The organism is sulfur-oxidizing endosymbiont of Gigantopelta aegis (assembly GCF_016097415.1).
Taxonomy (GTDB): Bacteria; Pseudomonadota; Gammaproteobacteria; order GRL18; family GRL18; genus GRL18.
The window spans coordinates 3,189,196-3,206,895 of the sequence record NZ_JAEHGE010000001.1; the positions used below are offsets into that span (position 1 = coordinate 3,189,196).

11 protein-coding genes are annotated in these 17,700 nt (G+C 40.5%); all 11 read right to left on the reverse strand.

The features are described 5' to 3' along the window. Positions 1 to 2: 2 nt before the first annotated feature. A complete protein-coding gene (gene pilM, locus JEU79_RS16345; RefSeq protein WP_198264951.1) occupies positions 3 to 1,265 on the reverse strand; it encodes a pilus assembly protein PilM in 1,263 nt (420 codons plus the stop codon). Between the two features lie 37 nt (positions 1,266 to 1,302). Next, positions 1,303 to 2,160, reverse strand: coding sequence for a 4-hydroxybenzoate octaprenyltransferase (ubiA, locus tag JEU79_RS16350; protein WP_198264952.1), 858 nt, complete (start codon positions 2,158 to 2,160; stop codon positions 1,303 to 1,305). Positions 2,161 to 2,218: 58 nt separating this feature from the next. Next, positions 2,219 to 2,818: a chorismate--pyruvate lyase family protein gene (locus JEU79_RS16355; protein ID WP_198264953.1), complete on the reverse strand. Its 600-nt coding sequence runs from the start codon at positions 2,816 to 2,818 to the stop codon at positions 2,219 to 2,221. A gap of 285 nt (positions 2,819 to 3,103) precedes the next feature. Continuing rightward, entirely contained in the window at positions 3,104 to 3,829 is a 726-nt protein-coding gene (locus JEU79_RS16360; protein WP_198264954.1) for a hypothetical protein, read from the reverse strand. Further along, positions 3,805 to 4,311, reverse strand: coding sequence for a DUF4124 domain-containing protein (locus JEU79_RS16365; protein ID WP_198264955.1), 507 nt, complete (start codon positions 4,309 to 4,311; stop codon positions 3,805 to 3,807). The genes JEU79_RS16360 and JEU79_RS16365 overlap by 25 nt, the downstream gene beginning before the upstream one ends. Positions 4,312 to 4,348: 37 nt before the next feature. Further along, positions 4,349 to 6,514, reverse strand: coding sequence for an ATP-dependent DNA helicase RecG (recG, locus tag JEU79_RS16370; RefSeq protein ID WP_198264956.1), 2,166 nt, complete (start codon positions 6,512 to 6,514; stop codon positions 4,349 to 4,351). 33 nt (positions 6,515 to 6,547) lie between these two features. Beyond that, the gene (locus JEU79_RS16375; protein WP_198264957.1) at positions 6,548 to 7,099 is read right to left on the reverse strand and encodes a Kazal-type serine protease inhibitor family protein; all 552 of its coding nucleotides are present in this window, start codon (positions 7,097 to 7,099) and stop codon (positions 6,548 to 6,550) included. A 57-nt stretch (positions 7,100 to 7,156) separates the two neighbouring features. After that, complete coding sequence (locus JEU79_RS16380) at positions 7,157 to 8,152, reverse strand: IS30 family transposase (RefSeq protein ID WP_198263143.1); 996 nt, start codon at positions 8,150 to 8,152, stop codon at positions 7,157 to 7,159. A gap of 390 nt (positions 8,153 to 8,542) precedes the next feature. Further along, entirely contained in the window at positions 8,543 to 9,736 is a 1,194-nt protein-coding gene (locus JEU79_RS16385; RefSeq protein WP_198264958.1) for an MFS transporter, read from the reverse strand. 53 nt (positions 9,737 to 9,789) lie between these two features. Beyond that, positions 9,790 to 11,868: a TonB-dependent receptor gene (locus JEU79_RS16390; protein WP_198264959.1), complete on the reverse strand. Its 2,079-nt coding sequence runs from the start codon at positions 11,866 to 11,868 to the stop codon at positions 9,790 to 9,792. A 158-nt stretch (positions 11,869 to 12,026) separates the two neighbouring features. Further along, a complete protein-coding gene (locus JEU79_RS16395; protein WP_198264960.1) occupies positions 12,027 to 17,540 on the reverse strand; it encodes a trifunctional serine/threonine-protein kinase/ATP-binding protein/sensor histidine kinase in 5,514 nt (1,837 codons plus the stop codon). Positions 17,541 to 17,700 lie beyond the last annotated feature (160 nt).

The following is a 17,700-nucleotide window of genomic DNA, read 5'->3' on the forward strand; positions in this document are numbered from 1 at the left end:
GTTTACTGTACACCCTGCTGTTTCTTTTGAGAGTGCTGCCCTTCATTACGTAGGGCTAAACCTATCGCATAAAAACAATAGGCCTGTAGTTCTCGACTCAGGGGCTTGGCAACATTAAGTGCTTCGTTAAAATCCAGTGCTTCTACCGGCACACCCAACATTTCATGAATATATTCAATCAGACCGGGGACTTCATTGACCAGAGGGGCCAGAATAATTTTTGTCACCGGACGTTGATTAAAATGACTGACGTAATAATCAAGAGAACGCTGAATTTCAAGAATGACTTCATCAACAATCAATTTGCCCTGCTCATTTAAGCCATTAATTGTGCTTTGCTCTGCATCCGGTTCTTGAATATCGTCTTCAAAGCTAATACCATCCAGATCATGGATACTATCAGGGAGCTTAAAATCATCTTCTTTATCAAAAATGACATCTTCATCTGAAATGTTAAGTTCTATTTCTTCGGCATTAAAATCATCTTCTTCAAAAGAATTCTGTTCAGAACCCTTGCTTTCACTTGACTTATTTTCAGCATTCTCGCTTTCAAAAGCAGAATCCAAAACCTGCGCTAAGCGATTAATACCAAAATCAATTTTCCGAGTAAGATACAAAGTACCTTGACGTGTAATCGTCAACAAACCACTATTGGCATTAAAACGCAGCATTACAATGCCATCTTTATCTTCGGGTAAAATAGCCGCGATATTTCTCTGTGCCAACTCATAAATGTCAATCGCCTGAAGCTTCATTTCAGCCTGTTGTAACTGTTCAACACGCGCATCAATTTGCTGCTTTTGTGAAGCGACCACATACATGTGTTGTGCACGTCCTGATTGCTGACCGGGAATTTCGAAGACATCAATGACCGCATCGTCAATATGATAGGCTAATTGATCTTTAATGCGCCAGCGAACAGCTTGTTTCAGTTCAGAAGACTCGACATTAGGCGCATCAATTAATAATAATTCATAGGCGGATTTTTCGATGGATGAATTACAGGGGAATTGTTTGATGGGAAAGCTATGCACTATTTTTTTCAGGGCGTCATTTTGTGCATGATGATTCGGAGCTGAGCCTGTATTTAACGCGTCAGCAGACTCATCAGGGAGTATTTCAAAAGCACATTGCTTCAAGGTGGGTTTGAAAATAGGCTTTTTGCCCGGTAATAGATGGGCCATAGCCACGCGACTAGCGCGAAAATCAACGCCGATTAGACCCTCTGCATTCTTCTTTTGCTTAAAAAAAGGAAATTGCATCATTACCTATGTTAATCCTATTTATTGATATTACTCCTAACTATGGCAAATAATTGAAGAAAATTCCAATAAATATGATCATTCCTAGCCAATGATTGTTCAAAAATGCCTGAAAACAGCTTTTTGGCTCTCTATTTCGGATTAAATACTGCTGATAGACCGAAAAAACCATAGAAAGTCCTATTCCTAAATAGAAAAATAATCCGGCTTGCACCTGCCAGGCCACTATGAACATGCCTAAAGTAAAGAGCATTTGTAATAAGGCAATCATCAGCTTATCGTAGTCTGCAAAAATAATTGCTGTCGATTTCACGCCTATTTTTAAATCGTCTTCTCTATCCGTCATAGCGTACATCGTATCGTAGCTAACAATCCAGAGAATAGTGACCCCATAGAGTAACCAGGCAACATTAGGAATAGTATTTAATTGCGCAGCAAAGCCCATTGGGATCGCCCAACTAAAGGCCATCCCAAGAGCAATTTGCGGATAGTGGGTATAACGCTTCATAAAGGGATAAGTCGCCGCCAGTAATAAAGCCACCACACTGAGCAAAATAGTATACCAATTCAGCCATAGCACTAGCAGAAAAGCAATGAGAATGCAGATAGCAAACAAGGCTAGCGCTTCATTAGGGCTTACCTTACCCGAAGTAATGGGGCGATTTTTAGTGCGTTCAATATGCTTATCAATATGACGATCAGCATAATCATTAATCACACAACCTGCCGAACGCATAATAAAGACCCCCAGCGCAAAGACCAGTAAAATATCCAGCGGAGGTATTCCTTCTGCCGCAATCCACAAGCCCCAGAAAGTTGGCCATAGAAGTAACCAGGTACCGATGGGACGATCCATTCTCATTAATAAGTAATATTGGTATAAGCGCTGCTTAATCACGATTTAATTCTCTATCTTAAACTCTCTGTCTTAAACTCTCTGTCTTAAACTCTCTGCCTTAAACACCCTGCTCAAACACACTGGGCAAAAAAACTTCAGCAACCAGCAGGGGTTTGTGGTGCAGATAAAAAATAGAGCGCCTCGCCCAAATACTTTCAAGTTCAGAACTATAATTACCCAACTCACAATGCTCTTGTGCTGAATCAAACAATTGGTGACCATTTGACAATGCCGCCACTTCAATTGCATCACGTTGCAAGTCTGGCTGGGCAAACAAGAACTCACCTAAAGGGCGGTTGCCCAAATGGCTTAATTGTTTTTGTGGCCCCGTTAAGGTTTTGATGGGGATGACCGTACGCGCAAAAATAACCGCTGTATCACCACAATAAAGTAATACTTCGCGAATGAGCGCACCACGTTGGCTTGGCAGTTTGAGGCGTTGAACTTCATCATTGGAGGGAATAGCCATCCCCTGATGGAGCAATTTGACCGAAAAACAGCCCTTATTCTCTGTCTGACAATGATTTTTGATTCTTTGGGTCAAGGAATCACTGTCCAGCAACCATTCTCTGATATCATCGGGAATATGCAAAATAGAGGCATAATCAACAGCAACCCAGTGCGGGATCCGTTTAAACTGTCGAGTTATTGCTGGCATAGATAATTTTACAGGGCTTCATTGCTAATTTTGGAGCGTTAATGTTAAGGCTCAAAGAAAGCTTGATTCTAACACAAAGCAGTATTTTCTTGAATTATCCTCTTTATAGACACCGATCAAACCTTGTTTACACTTCAGATGTAGGATGTGGTGAGGAACGAACCGCATCAATGGTTTTAAATATACGAGTTTTAAATGTACACCTTTGATGCGGTTCGTTCCTCACCACATCCTAGCAATGTAAAGATAAATCGGCTTATTTGATCTGTCCCTCTTTATATACTCTCATCGACCAATAAAGTTAATGGCTTTAATGCTCTGCAATGAGTATTCAAAGTCACCGGTTTCACTGCTACCGATAATACGTGTAAACGGGGGCGACATCACTTCCATTTTAATCTCTTTGCTACTGAGTTCGACTGCCACAATGAGCTGATTGCTTGAGGTGGGACGAATTTTAATTTTTTTGATGTCCTTATAAGGGATTTGGGTTTTACTGCTGATTAAAAATGTCTGGCCATTGCTTTTTTTACCCCCCTTGCTACTGCTTAAATTATTACCTTGAATGGTTCTTTTTTTATCATCGGTAAACATCAATTGAATACCGACATCAGGTGAGCTTCCCGGTGCGACAACTTTTATTTTTGGCTTTGTTGCCGGGGGCGGTATGGACGTACTGACGACTTTAATTTCAGGTTTAACTTCTGGTTTAACTTCTGGTTTAACTATGTGCTTAGATTTTTTCGGTTTCACTGCTGCAACTTGATGTGTCAAATCCAACTCAATTACAGGTGATTCCTTAGATTTGGCTTTATTAGTCTTACGAGTTTTAGCTAAAGCTGCCTGTTGCTTACGTTGTTTATTAACCTTTCTAAGCACACTTTTAGAATTAAAAAACTCGACCTGTTTAATGTCTTCTAAGGATTTACTAAAACGGCCAATCTTTGATTCGCCACTTAACACCGGAAAGGGTGCTTTAATTATTTTCACCTCTTCATGACCATCAGCCATAATAAAACGCGCCTGCAACTCACCCGTTTTTTTCCACGGCTCAGAAGAATTTTTTTAACGCGTAATAAATCTACCGTAATACCATCATCCAGTTTCAGCTCTGGACTGTCACTCATATCGCCATCCTGAGAACTTCTTAATGTTGCAGTTTCTAATTCCAGTTGCGTGGTGGTTAATAGGGATAATAAAACATAGGCCTGATTATTTTTTTTCGCTTTTTTGGCCGTTTTCTGTGCCTGAGTAGTGCGTTTTTTCTTAACAGCCTTAGGCTGTTTTTTTGTCGATGTTGCTCCTTTTAACCAATCCAGTCGTTCACTTGTTTCACCTTTGGCACAGGGTTGATCGGAGAAATTCGTATTACCAAAATCATCTTCACACTTATAAACCTGAGCGGATAGGCTCGCACTGAAAAAGAAAAATACGATAAAACTCAGGCATTGCTTGTTCAAACATTGCTTATTCAAACATTGCTTATTCAACATATTCAAGAGCACTCTTCGAAATCCTGTTCTTACGTCACTATACATTCTTATAGTCCACCTTATGCCCGATCCAACGCTTAATTAATGGTTCAACAGTCTCAGGATAGTCATTTATTAAGCGTTGGGCAAGGGTATTTATGCCGGGAATAAGATGTTGATCACGGATCACATCAGCAATCTTCATTTCTGCCAAACCCGTTTGCCGTGTGCCTAAGACCTCACCCGGACCTCTAAGAGCCAAATCTTTACGTGCAACCTCAAAACCATCGCTGGTTTCACGCAAAGTCATCAAGCGGGACTTACCATTTTTTGATAAGGGGCTACCATACATTAACACACAGGCGCTGGATTGACTGCCACGCCCTACACGCCCACGCAATTGATGTAATTGCGATAAGCCCAGACGTTCAGAATTTTCTATGATCATCAAACTAGCATTGGGCACATCAACACCCACTTCGATTACCGTGGTAGCCACCAACAATGCCAACTCACCTTGTTTAAAAGAAGCCATGACGGCTTTTTTTTCATCACCTTTCATGCGTCCATGTACCAGACCAATGGCTAAATCCGGTAATTGTAAGCACAATTGTTCATAGGTCTTTTCTGCTGCCTGACATTGCAATACTTCTGATTCTTCAATTAAAGTACAGACCCAATACGCCTGTCGCCCCTTAAGACAGGCCTGATGTACACGTTGTAAAATATCATCCCGTCGTTGTTCACCTAAAACAACCGTTTCTACCGGTGTCCTCCCCGGTGGGAGTTCATCAATAATAGAGCAGTCCAGATGCGCGTATGCCGTCATTGCCAGCGTTCGCGGAATCGGTGTTGCCGTCATGATCAACTGATGAGGATGACGTTCTTTTGGCAGTCCTTTGTTCAAGCCTTTTTGCAAAAGAGCTAAACGCTGATGTACCCCAAAACGATGTTGCTCATCAATGATCACCATGGCCAGATCGTGGAAAACAACCTCCTCTTGAAACAAGGCATGGGTGCCAATAATCATTTGCGCCGAACCATCGGCAATGGATTCTAATGCCTCCCTGCGCTGTTTGACTTTACTCTTGCCACTGAGCCAGGCTACATTTAAACCTAGCGGTTCTAACCATTGCTGAAAATTATCTCGATGTTGTGCCGCTAATAATTCCGTCGGCGCCATTAAGGCCGCCTGAAAGCCATTTTCTATGGCATACAAAGCCGATAATGCAGCAACGACTGTTTTTCCAGAGCCGACATCACCCTGAATAAGTCGTTGCATCGGATGTGCGTCACTCACATCCGATGCAATATCCGCTAACACACGAGACTGAGCCTGGGTTAGCTCAAAGGGTAATTGTTGTAAAAACTGTTCACTATAAGGGCGGGCGATATTTTTACTGGCTGCCAAAAGAAAAGGGGGGGCATGATATTGCTTTTGCTCTTGATAAGCCTGCTTCATGCTTAACTGATGTGCCAATAACTCTTCAAACACCAGACTTTGACGATAAGGGTCATTGCCTTCAACTAATTCAAAAACAGCACAATCCGGGGGCGGTGCATGCAAATAAATGAGCGCCTCTAATAGCGAGGGTAATTGCAATTCCTGACGTATAGCAGGGGGTAAATAATCTTTTACTAGAGTAATGCTATCCCCTTTCGTATTAGCCATTTGGGTCTTTAGCTGTTCGATAACTGGAATAACGGCATTACGAATCGCTAACTGAGACAAGCCATCTGTCGTGGGGTAAATTGGGCTAAGACTTTCTTCTAATTGAATCGTCTGGTGCTGATCAATGACGCGATATTCCGGATGAATGATTTCCAGACATTGCCGACCACGTTTAATTTCGCCAAAACATTTAAGCCATTTTCCTTGCTCTAAGGCACGACTTAAACCAACGACCTGTTGTTTATTAAAGTGAAAAAAACGCAAACTGAGTACGCCGCTGCCATCATCAATTTCACAACTTAACACTGCACTGCGAGCATAGTGTGTTTTGCAACTCAAAAGTTTGCCTGTCACTAAAGCGCTATCACCTATGCGTAAGCTAGCGATAGAGATGACCCGGGTTTTATCCTGATAACGTAGGGGCAAGTGAAATAAGAGATCATTAAGGCTAAATAAAGAACGTTTAGAAAAACGCTCCAGCATTTTTTCACCTACGCCTTTAAGTACGATGATAGACTGCTCAAGCCAGTCTTGATCGACAGTTTCTTTCACGTTTTTCCCGCAATGAAATTTAATATTCAGGCATTAATAATGATGCACATTACCATCGACAAAGGAATGATAAACAACCAATACCACCCTCTCACCTTGTTCATTCACTTTAAACTTTTTATACACACCTTCTTGCAACATGATCTGCCGACACTTCATTTTATCTTTATAGCTAATACACACTTCACCCTTATCGTTGACTTCCCAATGCGAAGTAAATTTATGCTCACCTTGCATACCCCGTGTCGTACCATTGGGAGCTGCATAGACTGTCATGGTTATTTTTCGCGAGGGAATTTCAACTTGATAGGTTTTATCAGAAAATAATTTGGTCACTTCTGCTGCTGACAGAATACGTTCAGGGCAAGCCGCTGGCGTATAAGAAACAACACTCACATCAGAACATGCGCCACAGCCATTCGCATAGGTTTTACTCTGCCCTTCAATATTCACACCACACACCGGCATATAATCCATAGTACACATCATTGGGCGCTCTTGAGGGCACGTTGTTTTACTGCTGTTTCCTGCTTTTTTTACAATAGTTTCTTCCATGCCATCGGCTGAAACAGTGGTAAAACTCACTAGCATCCCAAAATAAATTGTTAAGCACACAAATAAGCATTTTTTCATTTCGCGGATTCAACTCTGAAGTGCAACGCAGGAAATTCCAGTTCTTGCAAATGATTTTTTCATTGCCTGGAATGGTGTTTGAAAGCCGAGTGCCTTTCTAGGTCTATTATTAAGTTTTTCCATCATGTTGTAAACCTCTTTATCAGTCACTTCTTTAAAGTCTGTATCTTTAGGAAAATATTGTCTAATCAGTCCATTAGTATTTTCATTTAACCCTCGCTCCCATGAAGAATAAGGGTGGGCAAAATAAAATGCTGTATCAAGAGCTTTGCTTACCTGCTCATGATAAGCAAACTCTTTACCATTGTCTGCGGTAATACTATGAAGCCTGTCTTTAAAGGGTTTAAGCAATTGTATTGTTGCTTGTGTCACCCAATCAGCCTGTTTGCCATTCACTCTTGCTACTAATGTGTAAAGCGTTTTTCTTTCTACAATCGTGACCAGAGCACCACTGTGTCCTTTACCGATCACTGTATCAATTTCCCAGTCACCAACACGACGTTTATCATCAACAATCTTAGGACGGTCATCAATGGAAATTCGATTAATTATTTGTCCTCGACTGCTTTTACCGTTACTACCACGCTTTTGGTATTTCTTTCCCTGACGCCTTAAATACTGATGTAAATCACCACCTTGCTTCTTATCATCCCATATGTGTTGATAAATACGTTCATGGCTAAGAAGTAGCATTTTGTCATTCAGTAACCAACCTGATATCTGTTCAGGACTCCACTGGTGCTGTGAAAGCTTTTCATCAATAAGGGCAATCATGTCATCCGTCATTTTAATTGCTTTAGAAGCATTGTAGCGACGCTTAACGGCTTTTTCTTGAGCTTGCTTAAATCGATAGCCACGTAAACCAGCGTTGCGTTTAATTTCACGGCATATAGTAGATTTACTCACCTCAATCGCCTGAGCAATTTTAGACTGGGAAATGCCATTTTTAATCTCAGTCGAAATGTAGTATCTTTGTTCTTGTGTCAATTGCTTGTAAGTTCTCATAAGTCACTTTACTCTTGCAGGAGAAAATGGCCGATTTTACAAGCAATTGGCCATTTTTTCGAGCAAATCATTGCTGTACTTATGATTTTTTTAGTAGCGCCGTCAGGCGCGTCGCTGGCTCATGAAATTCCCGGGGTGGCCATCGCTACGCTCGGCCACCCCGGGAATTTCATGAGCCAGCGATAAACCAGCAAATATCACAAATACAACCAAATAGTGTTGCACTTATGAGTTGAATCTAAGTTTTCAATTCCTTTGTTAAATTTATTTTATTTTACACATTAAATGTACGAATATCAATATGGCAGTTTAAGCAACTTATGGATATAAATGATTTAAGATAGTTTATAACAATAAAGCAGCAGGGGGATAATAGCGATGCCTGGTATTCTAAAGTGCTTTTTTATAGAGAAAAAATGCTGAAGCCATCAAAAGCAGACCAAAACTGGCAAAGGTTTGCGGTAAACCAAATAGATTGATCAGCGGTTGGGTAATAATCGGGCAAAGAAATTGACCCAGCCCCATAAAGGTGACGATCCAACCTAAAGCACGGCCACGATCATGCTCTGGCACAATTTCAGCTAACCAGGTGTTAATATTCGGCAATAATAGACCTGTTCCTATACCTATTATTGTTAAGGCAATTAGCACTTGATAGTATGAATGAGTAAACCAGATCCCCATAAAACCAATGCCTAAAATAAAAAATGCCAACGCAAAGACCTGATTAAAATTCAGCCTGAACTTAGCCTGTTTGTATAATAGTGCCGATGTCCCTTTGAAACCAGTCCAACAGGCAATTGCCAAACCAATATCTGAGGGCTGAATATTGCCCAAAGAAGTCAGATAAAAGGGCAAATGAAGCACTGTCATAAAGGTAAGTATCACCGTAACAAAGGTCATAAAATAAATAAAATAAAGTTTAGGATAAGCTTTAAATATCGACTGTTCCGTTTGTGCAGAATCAGGAATAGGCTTTGGGTCGTTTAAATCAATCGGTTGAATATATTTGATAATAAAGGGTAATAATAACACCGGAAACAAGAAAATATAAAACGCAGAACGCCAACCATAATCGCCTAAATAACCGATCACCAGTAAACCTATAATAGGTCCAAAGCCATACGCACTGGCATGATAGCCCATCATTTTTGCTCGTTGCTGCCCTATCGTATTACTGGCGATTAATGCCGTTGTTGAAGTAATAATACCAGCTTGGACAAAGCCTAAAAAACAGCGTGAGGCAAATATTAAATAGATTGAATCAAGAAAATAGGGCACGAAACCAATGACACTGAGACCCAAAATAGAGGCGATAAAGATATTTTTTTTACCATACAGATTTAACCAGCGACCAACTATTGGTGCCACCATAGCAGCTACAAAACCCGGCATAGTAACCAATAATTTTATCCAAAAATCGATATTCTCTACGCCTTCAAATTCCCTGGCCATTACGGGTAAAATGGAGACAATACTGGGCATATAAGTCGCGCAGGAAAGGCCGACGATAATCGTTAATGCCCACAGAGTGGGGTTTTTTATTATGTATTTTTGACCAGAGCCTTGTTGAATAGTATTCATCGGAGGTTAATGTATTTCCATGAAGGCATTTAAATTCATTGCTGAGCTCAGCCTTAAAAACTATAGCTTGCTTTGATACCATAAGTTCTGGGCGGCATGATATTTCCTGCTATGCCATTTTGAGTATCAAAATCAACGGTACCATTAAAATAATCTTCATCGGTTAAATTATCACCATATAAAGTCAACGTTAGCTTGTCATCATAAGTGACTAGACTGACACTGGCGTTCACTAAATCATAATCAGATTGGCCTTTGAGGGAATTATTATCCGCAGTATAAAACACATCATCCTGCCAATAATAATTTACACGATAAACAATCGTACCGGTACTCATATTTTGAAAATAACGTAGCGTGAAATCGGTCGTCCACTCTGGTGCCGCATTGAGATAGTTGCCGGAAATATCATCATTATCCAAAAACTTATCATAAGTAGCATCAAGCCAGGCAATACCAGCATCAAGCTGCCAATTAGCCGTAGGCAGATAAGAGACTTCAAACTCTGCACCATTAATATCAGCACTGGCAGCATTTTTAACCACAATGACACTATTTTCAAACGACTGCACCTGAAGATCAGTATAATCATAATAAAATAAACTGGTATTAAATCTCAGCTTGTTATCCAGCCAATTGGATTTCATGCCCATCTCATAGGCCGTTAAATATTCAGGTTTAAAATCAGACACAGCAATCGGTGAAGTAAAATTAAAACCCCCGCTCTTAAAGCCTTCTGAGATTGAACCAAAGAAAAATACATCTTCGGTCATATAAAAGTCCAGGCCTATTTTAGGAGTGAATTCTGACTCGGTAATTTTATTTTTACCTGCACCGCCAAAAAAGCTAGTACCTTTAATTTTCTTTTCTTCACGGGTATAACGACCGCCTAAAATGAGCGACAGGCGCTCAGTCATCGCGTAATTACCCTGAAAATAGGTAGCATAGGAAGTGGTATCGGTATCCCCTTCAAACTTCAAAGACAAAGGAATAAATAATAACTTACTTTCAGTAAAATACTCATTGTCTTCCTTAAAATAATACAGACCCGCCTGCCAAGTGAAAATACCGGTTTTCTTAATCAATTGAAACTCTTGTGAAAACTGAGTTTGATCTTCTTTTAATAACACATCATTTCTGACAAATTCCGTATAGTCCGAGTCGACACGTAATTTCCAATCAGACCCCCTATAGGCCGAAATAGATTTAAACTGGTAATCATCTGAGATATCCCAGATAAACTTACCGTGTACACCCCAGTTATTTAGTTTGTTCTCTGGATTGAAATTAGGATTAATTTTAAACGGATCACTAATATAGGTAGATGCATTGGTCATAGTACCATCGGCTAGACGATACGTGGGTTTGCGTTGCTGACCCGAGTCATCTTTTTTATAATAATCCGAGCTTAAAATAAATTCTGCAGAATCCGTTAATAACCAGCGTAAAGTACCTCTAAGACCATAGTCATTCTCATCGTTAAAATTCGATTGACTAGCACCTCCCGTACCCAGATTTTTTACATATCCATCACTATCATTGGTGATAAAGGATATGCCTGCCATCAACTTGTCTTCAATTAATGCGCCACTGGCCGCACCAGAAAAGCGATAAGTATCATAATTACCCACATCAACACTGGCTTTAATACGACGTTCATTCGTCGGTAGATAAGGCTTGATATTAATGGTTCCCCCTACAGAATTTCGACCATAGAGTGTGCCCTGTGGGCCGCGCAACACCTCAACCTGTTCCACATCAATAAAATTGCTGAACATCATCATGGGGCGGGAAAGATAGACATCATCATAGTGAATCGTACTACTGGCTTCACCACCGGGGAAGACATTATTCGTGCCCACACCCCGGATATAAATTTGCGAATACTCCACATTTTGAGAAATATTTAAATTAGGCGTTGCATTCGCTAAGCCTTTGACATCACGGATATTTCTGCTCGATAACTGTTCTTCATCAAACGTCGTTATTGATATCGCTGTTGTTTGTAAGTCCGTTTCACCCATTCGGGTCGCTGAAACGGTGATGTCTTCTAATTGATAAGCCTGATCGGCGGCGATATTAACGATGGGATAAAGCACAAGGAAAGTAGATAATAAATAACTTAACTTCATTTCAACCTCAATTTTACTAACGATGTTTGCAGCGATGCTTTACAGTTCTGGCCAAGGCACATGATGCTCTGTCATTAAGATTAGATGACAATTTTCTACAATTCAAGGCCGATGTAAAAAAGTAATTTTTAGATACGTTCTGATTCTTCAACTTAAATTTATACCTTGTTTTTGACCCCCAGCTTAATGGTAAACACTGCGCCTTTACCCACACCTTCACTTTGTGCCGAGATGCTACCATCATGTGCAATGAGGTAATTGGCGCAGGCGTGTAGATTAAAACCTGAAGTAATTGAAGAAGGTGTAGTATTTCGCCGTTCTTGTTTTTTTTCATTAGCATAATCACCGGCAAAAATCCGTTCTTTTAGTTCCGGAGCAAAACCAATGCCATTATCCTGAACACATAAAACAATCGCCTCTGATGAACCGACTGCAGTCTCAGTACCTCCCTTCTCAAGGTAAGTACTGATACGTATTTGACGCTGCTCTATGGCAATGCCATTCATTGCCTCACAGGCATTTTTAACAACACTGAGTATAATCTGCATCAACTGATATTCTTCAGCATACAATTTGGGTAAATCAGTACATTGTAATTGCACCTCAATATGCTCTGAACGTAGTATATTATCTAACATTTTCAGGGCATCATTGAGCAGTTCATTGACATCCAAATAATCATTCATCGGTTTAACAGTCGTATATTTTGACTGCAAGTGAATAAACTCTTCAATACGCCGAATGGTATTACAGGCTTGTTCCAAATTATCTGCGTGACTTTGATATTCTGTTGCCATAATATTCGGTAACATGGAGGTGATTTTAGTCAACTTCATGCGCTCTGATTCTTCAAGGCCATTATGTGTCGCTAGCGCATCAGCCAACTTTTGCATCAATTTTGGTGCTTTATTTACCAGTTCACTATTATGCATAGCACTATAGGTTTGTTCTGTCTTGGTTTTCAACGGAGTCAAAGCATTGCCAATATTGTGCATCACTTCAATGGCAATTTCAGCCTGTCCCGATTCCCGCGCTTGTTGTAATAATTGTGCCTGAGCATTTTTTAACTCATGAGTACGCTCTTTAACTTTATCTTCTAAATTTTCATATAATAAAGCATTCTCCAGCGAAATGGCTGCCTGTGCTGCCATCATCTGCATGAGTTGCTGACGACTCTGATGAAAAACGTGGGTGGCAAGTTTGTTTTCCAAATACAATAGTCCCGTTAATTTTCCTTTGGTAAGTACAGGCTGACATAATATAGATTGCTGCTCTCTATCCTGGACAAAATAAGGATCGTCATAAAAAGCTTGATAAGCTTCACGAGCATCATCCAGCGCAATACCTTTTTTCACTTTAATCACATGTTGTAATAAGGTTTTAGGTATTTCCTGATATTCACTCAATGGCGTATTGTGTAAAATTTGTCGAGTGCGATTATCCATGCGGCATTCACCCGCAATATGCCACTTTGATAGATGGTTAGAGCTTTCAGTCGATTCTTTAAGTAATAATATCGTACGCTGAGCACCCGCATTTTCCATCACCGTACTCAATAGTCGGTCCAACACACTCGACAGGCTTAATTCACTGGATAAGCTATGGGCAAATTTCATCACGGTATCCAGATCCATACCAACGGATGTCTCATTTTTGAGGCTTGAAGTAGAACTGACGGTGCGAATACTTCCACTCGTATCCGGCTTTGACTTACTAAGCTTATTCAATAACTGTGGATATTCTTTTTCTAACTGTTCTGTTTTAGCCTTGGCTCCCCATCGTGCCCAGGTATAATAGGCTTTCATCATATAAGCTTGGGCAATAATGGTTTTATTACGTTGCAAATAAAATCGAGCGCTCAATTCACAGGCCAATGCCTCTTCTTGTACAAACTTATTTTCTATAGCATAATTTATCGCATCATCGTAATAATCTTCTGCGCTAAAAAAATCACCCTGCACCCGATAAAATTCTGCTTCTACCAATGCCCATTTATGCGCAAAGTTCATGGGTGCATACTGCTTCCAAAAACTCATTTTTGTTTGGTTGTCTATGACTTGTTTCAGGGTAAAAGCTTGCTCTTCCAGTGTTTGCTCCGAATAATGCGCTAAACGTATCAATGACTCATAAAAATTTAATTCAGGAACAAAGATGTTACTGCTTAAGGCATCCTTATATTCCACTGCCTGATTAATAACTGTATATGCTCTTTGGATATCAAAAAATACAAAGGCCAGTATGGATTGATATAACTTTAAAAAACAAATTGCAGTTCGATTACCCATTTTTTGATATTGGAGTAAACTGACCTGTTCATCATAAAGCTCTCCCTGCAAAGCGATTGCATTTTCTTGCGCCCCCATTAAGTTCAATGTAACCTGATGTAACATCTGAGTATAATTTAAAGGCAGATCCTGATGTAGGCTGGCAATAAACTGCTCATAATTCATCAATTGCCTTTCCAATACAGAAAGCTCTTCTCCTGCAAAAAAGGCATGGGTAGATGCCCACCAGGCGCCTGTCGCCGAAAAAAATAAATCGCCTACCTCCAAACCACTGAGAGATGCTTCTTTTAAAGGTTCTATACTCTCTCTAAGGGCTTGCTTATAAAACTGATTGCCATAAACAACGGTCCAAGTCTTAGATTTTTGAGAAGTCGCTTGTAGTTTGTCTAATAAGGCTAAGGCCAACAGACCAAACTCATAACCCGCATTAATATCATTGAGTTTGCTGGATAAAATATTGCCATAAGCCGCATAAGTAGACAACATCTCTGGCGCATTACCATACTGAATGGCAAACTGAACACGTTTAAACACCGTCAGAGCAAAGATAACGGGACTAATCATATAAAAAGCCTGATTCAGCTTATCCAATAAGCCCATTCCAGATAAAATCATGGTCTCTGTCATCGCTGGCAAATTAATTAAAGAGGCTGTGCTATTCCCCTTCAGCATCGCCTGTGTTTTCATCAGTTCAGCTTGAAAATCATCACTCGTCGCTTGTGCTGGAAATTCAAAACCACATTGCTTTAACATTGGCAATGCATATTGGATCGCCGCTTTGAGATCATTTTGTGCAATCAGACTCAGACAATGCAATTGATGAGCCTTTATCGTATCAGTGAGCGTTTTGCTCTGCGCAAATAAAATCTCAGCCCTTTGCTGCTGTACTTGATAATCACCTAATAAGAAAGCGACTTCGATAGCTTCATCATACAAACCCAGTGCCAAGGTATAATCCGTCTGCCAGCAGGTCTCAGTCTCCAGCAAAGATAACCCCGCTTTAATATATTGCCCTGCGGAGTCATAAGCAGTTGAGCGCCGGGCAGCTTGACCGGCCTGATAATTTAATGTCGCCAACTCAATACGTTCTGTTGATACGATCACTAGATGCTGAGCCAAATTCAACTGATTAACCACATTAAATAACCAGCCAATCTTATCCTGCTGTTGGTGTTGCTTTTGCTGTTTAAGCGAACAACCAATATCAAAATGAATTTGGGCTTTCTGTACTTCGGGGAGCAAGGAATAAGCTGCCTGCTGAATGCGATCATGGGCAAAATCAAAACGCAGATGAAGCCCTTTTATATCGTCTTCCCGGTGGTCATCCTGAGCACTCTGCAAATCAATATCTGGCACTAGTTTATAGTCATCGCCCACGGGAATTAGTAGCTTAGCCTTAACTCCCTGCCAACAGTTTTTAAGACATTGACTCACAGTGCTGTCAGTCACTTTTGCTAATGTGGCCAAATCAAATTGATGACCAAAACAAGCAGCATAACTGAGAATATTTATAATAGCCGGTTCTAAACAACGCAGGCGGGTAGCCACAAATTCCACGACGTTTTCACTGGCAGCCAATTGCACAATGGATTCCAGTTCATAAATCCAATGTTCCTGCTTAAAGTCATAACTCAGTAAGCTCTCATCCTTTACCTGTTGCATGAACTGATGAACAAAAAATGGGTTGCCCTGGGTTTTTTTGTACACCACTTGTGTTAATGGCTGAGCATAATCACTCTGACAGAGACAGGCATCCATTAGCATGTCGTTCAAATCGGTTTCACTCAAGGCCTTCAGAAGCAAGTGATTTATTGGCAAACCACTTTGAATTAAACTGTCCAGAGTCAAATGTAATGGATGCTCCGCCGGGATTTCATTATCCCGGTAGGCACCGATAAACAATAAGGACTGATGGGCACAATCCAACTGTGGATCAGACCGATAATTCAATATAACGGATAATAGCTGTAAGGTGGCAGAGTCTATCCATTGCAAATCATCAAGAAATAAAATTAAAGGATGCGCCTGGGTCGTGAATATCTGTAAAAACTGTTGGAATAAATGATGAAAACGATAAGTCGATGCCACACCGGATAATTCTTCAACCCCAACTTGTGGACCAATGAGTTGCTCCAACTCAGGGACAATATCCACCAATAATTGCCCCTGAGTACCCAGTACTTGTTGAATCTGCATCTTCCAGACTTGTTGCTGGTCACTATTTTCAGCCAATAACTGCTTAATGAGACAGCCTAAGGCCTGACTCAGGGCTGAAAAAGGTGTATCTCGTTTGAGTTGATCAAATTTACCCTTAATAAAATAGCCTCGACTGCGCGTCATAGGCTTATGAACTTCATTAACCAGCGCTGTTTTACCCACACCCGATAGTCCACGGATGAATATAGCCTCCATATTTCCTTCGAACACCCGTTCAAATGCCCCGAGAAAGGATTTCACTTCATCAAAGCGACCATAAAGCTTAGAATTTAATTGGAAGTGCCGAGCAACATCGGTCTGACCCAGGGTAAAAGAAGGGATCGCCCCCTTTTCTTGCCAAAGTTGTTGGCAGTATTGTAAATCGGCCATCAAACCCTCTCCACTTTGATAGCGCTCCTCGGCATTTTTCGCCATCAGTTTTTTTACTATTTCATTAATGGCGGGAGGAATTTCTGAGTGAAGTACCAACAAAGACTCGGGTTCTTTTGCCAAATGACAATGTACCAATTCCATTGTATCTTCTGAATAAAAGGGTAATTGAGCACTTAATAATTCATAAAACGTGACCCCAAGGGAATAAAAATCCGTGCGATAATCAACACCACGATTCATTCGTCCGGTCTGTTCCGGAGACAGGTAGCTAAGGGTGCCGGAAAGCTCATCAGGATTTTGCAAGCTCTGGTTCTCAGTATTCAAGACAGAAGCAATACTAAAATCAATAAGAGCTATTTGCAGGCTTTGAGGCTGAATAATAATATTGCCTGGTTTAATATCTCTATGGGTTATACCAAGTTCATGTAGTTGTTCCAAAATATTGGCCAATTGGCAGGCAATATTTAAAAACACATCAATATTTAAAGGCTGAGCATCAGCATAGCGTTTTAGGTCTAACGACTGGCTATCCGGCATCACCAGTGCCAGCTTGTCCTGCCAGGACTCCATTGCCAGCGGTCTTACAACACCATCCAGTTGTATTTCTTTAAGCAGGTTATATTGGTGACAGAAGTTGAGCAACTCATTGTGGCTGGGCTGATCACGTTTCAGGAACTTAACAATGACCGGACACTGATCGCTTTGTCTCACACCACGATACACCATACTTTTAGCCCCTTCATAGAGGGCTTCGTTGATATCATAACCTGTGAGTTGAGGGGGTAAAATTTCGCTCAAAAAAATATCTTCTAAATTTATGAAGTGATTGGCTAGAAAAACTGATGGAATACTTTGAAATTATAGAACAAATCAAGCCAATTTCAATGCTTACAGCAAAGTAGTAATCATATTGCTAAGATTCTTTCTAGTTGAAAAGCAACCATATAAGTATTGAAGT

Bases quoted from the DNA above. Each gene is read 5' to 3' on its own strand.
- JEU79_RS16380 (WP_198263143.1), bottom strand. From the start codon at position 8,152: ATGAGAACTTACAAGCAATTGACACAAGAACAAAGATACTACATTTCG.
- JEU79_RS16355 (WP_198264953.1), bottom strand. From the start codon at position 2,818: ATGCCAGCAATAACTCGACAGTTTAAACGGATCCCGCACTGGGTTGCT.
- pilM (WP_198264951.1), bottom strand. From the start codon at position 1,265: ATGATGCAATTTCCTTTTTTTAAGCAAAAGAAGAATGCAGAGGGTCTA.
- JEU79_RS16365 (WP_198264955.1), bottom strand. From the start codon at position 4,311: ATGTTGAATAAGCAATGTTTGAATAAGCAATGTTTGAACAAGCAATGC.
- JEU79_RS16385 (WP_198264958.1), bottom strand. From the start codon at position 9,736: ATGAATACTATTCAACAAGGCTCTGGTCAAAAATACATAATAAAAAAC.
- JEU79_RS16390 (WP_198264959.1), bottom strand. From the start codon at position 11,868: ATGAAGTTAAGTTATTTATTATCTACTTTCCTTGTGCTTTATCCCATC.
- JEU79_RS16360 (WP_198264954.1), bottom strand. From the start codon at position 3,829: ATGGCTGATGGTCATGAAGAGGTGAAAATAATTAAAGCACCCTTTCCG.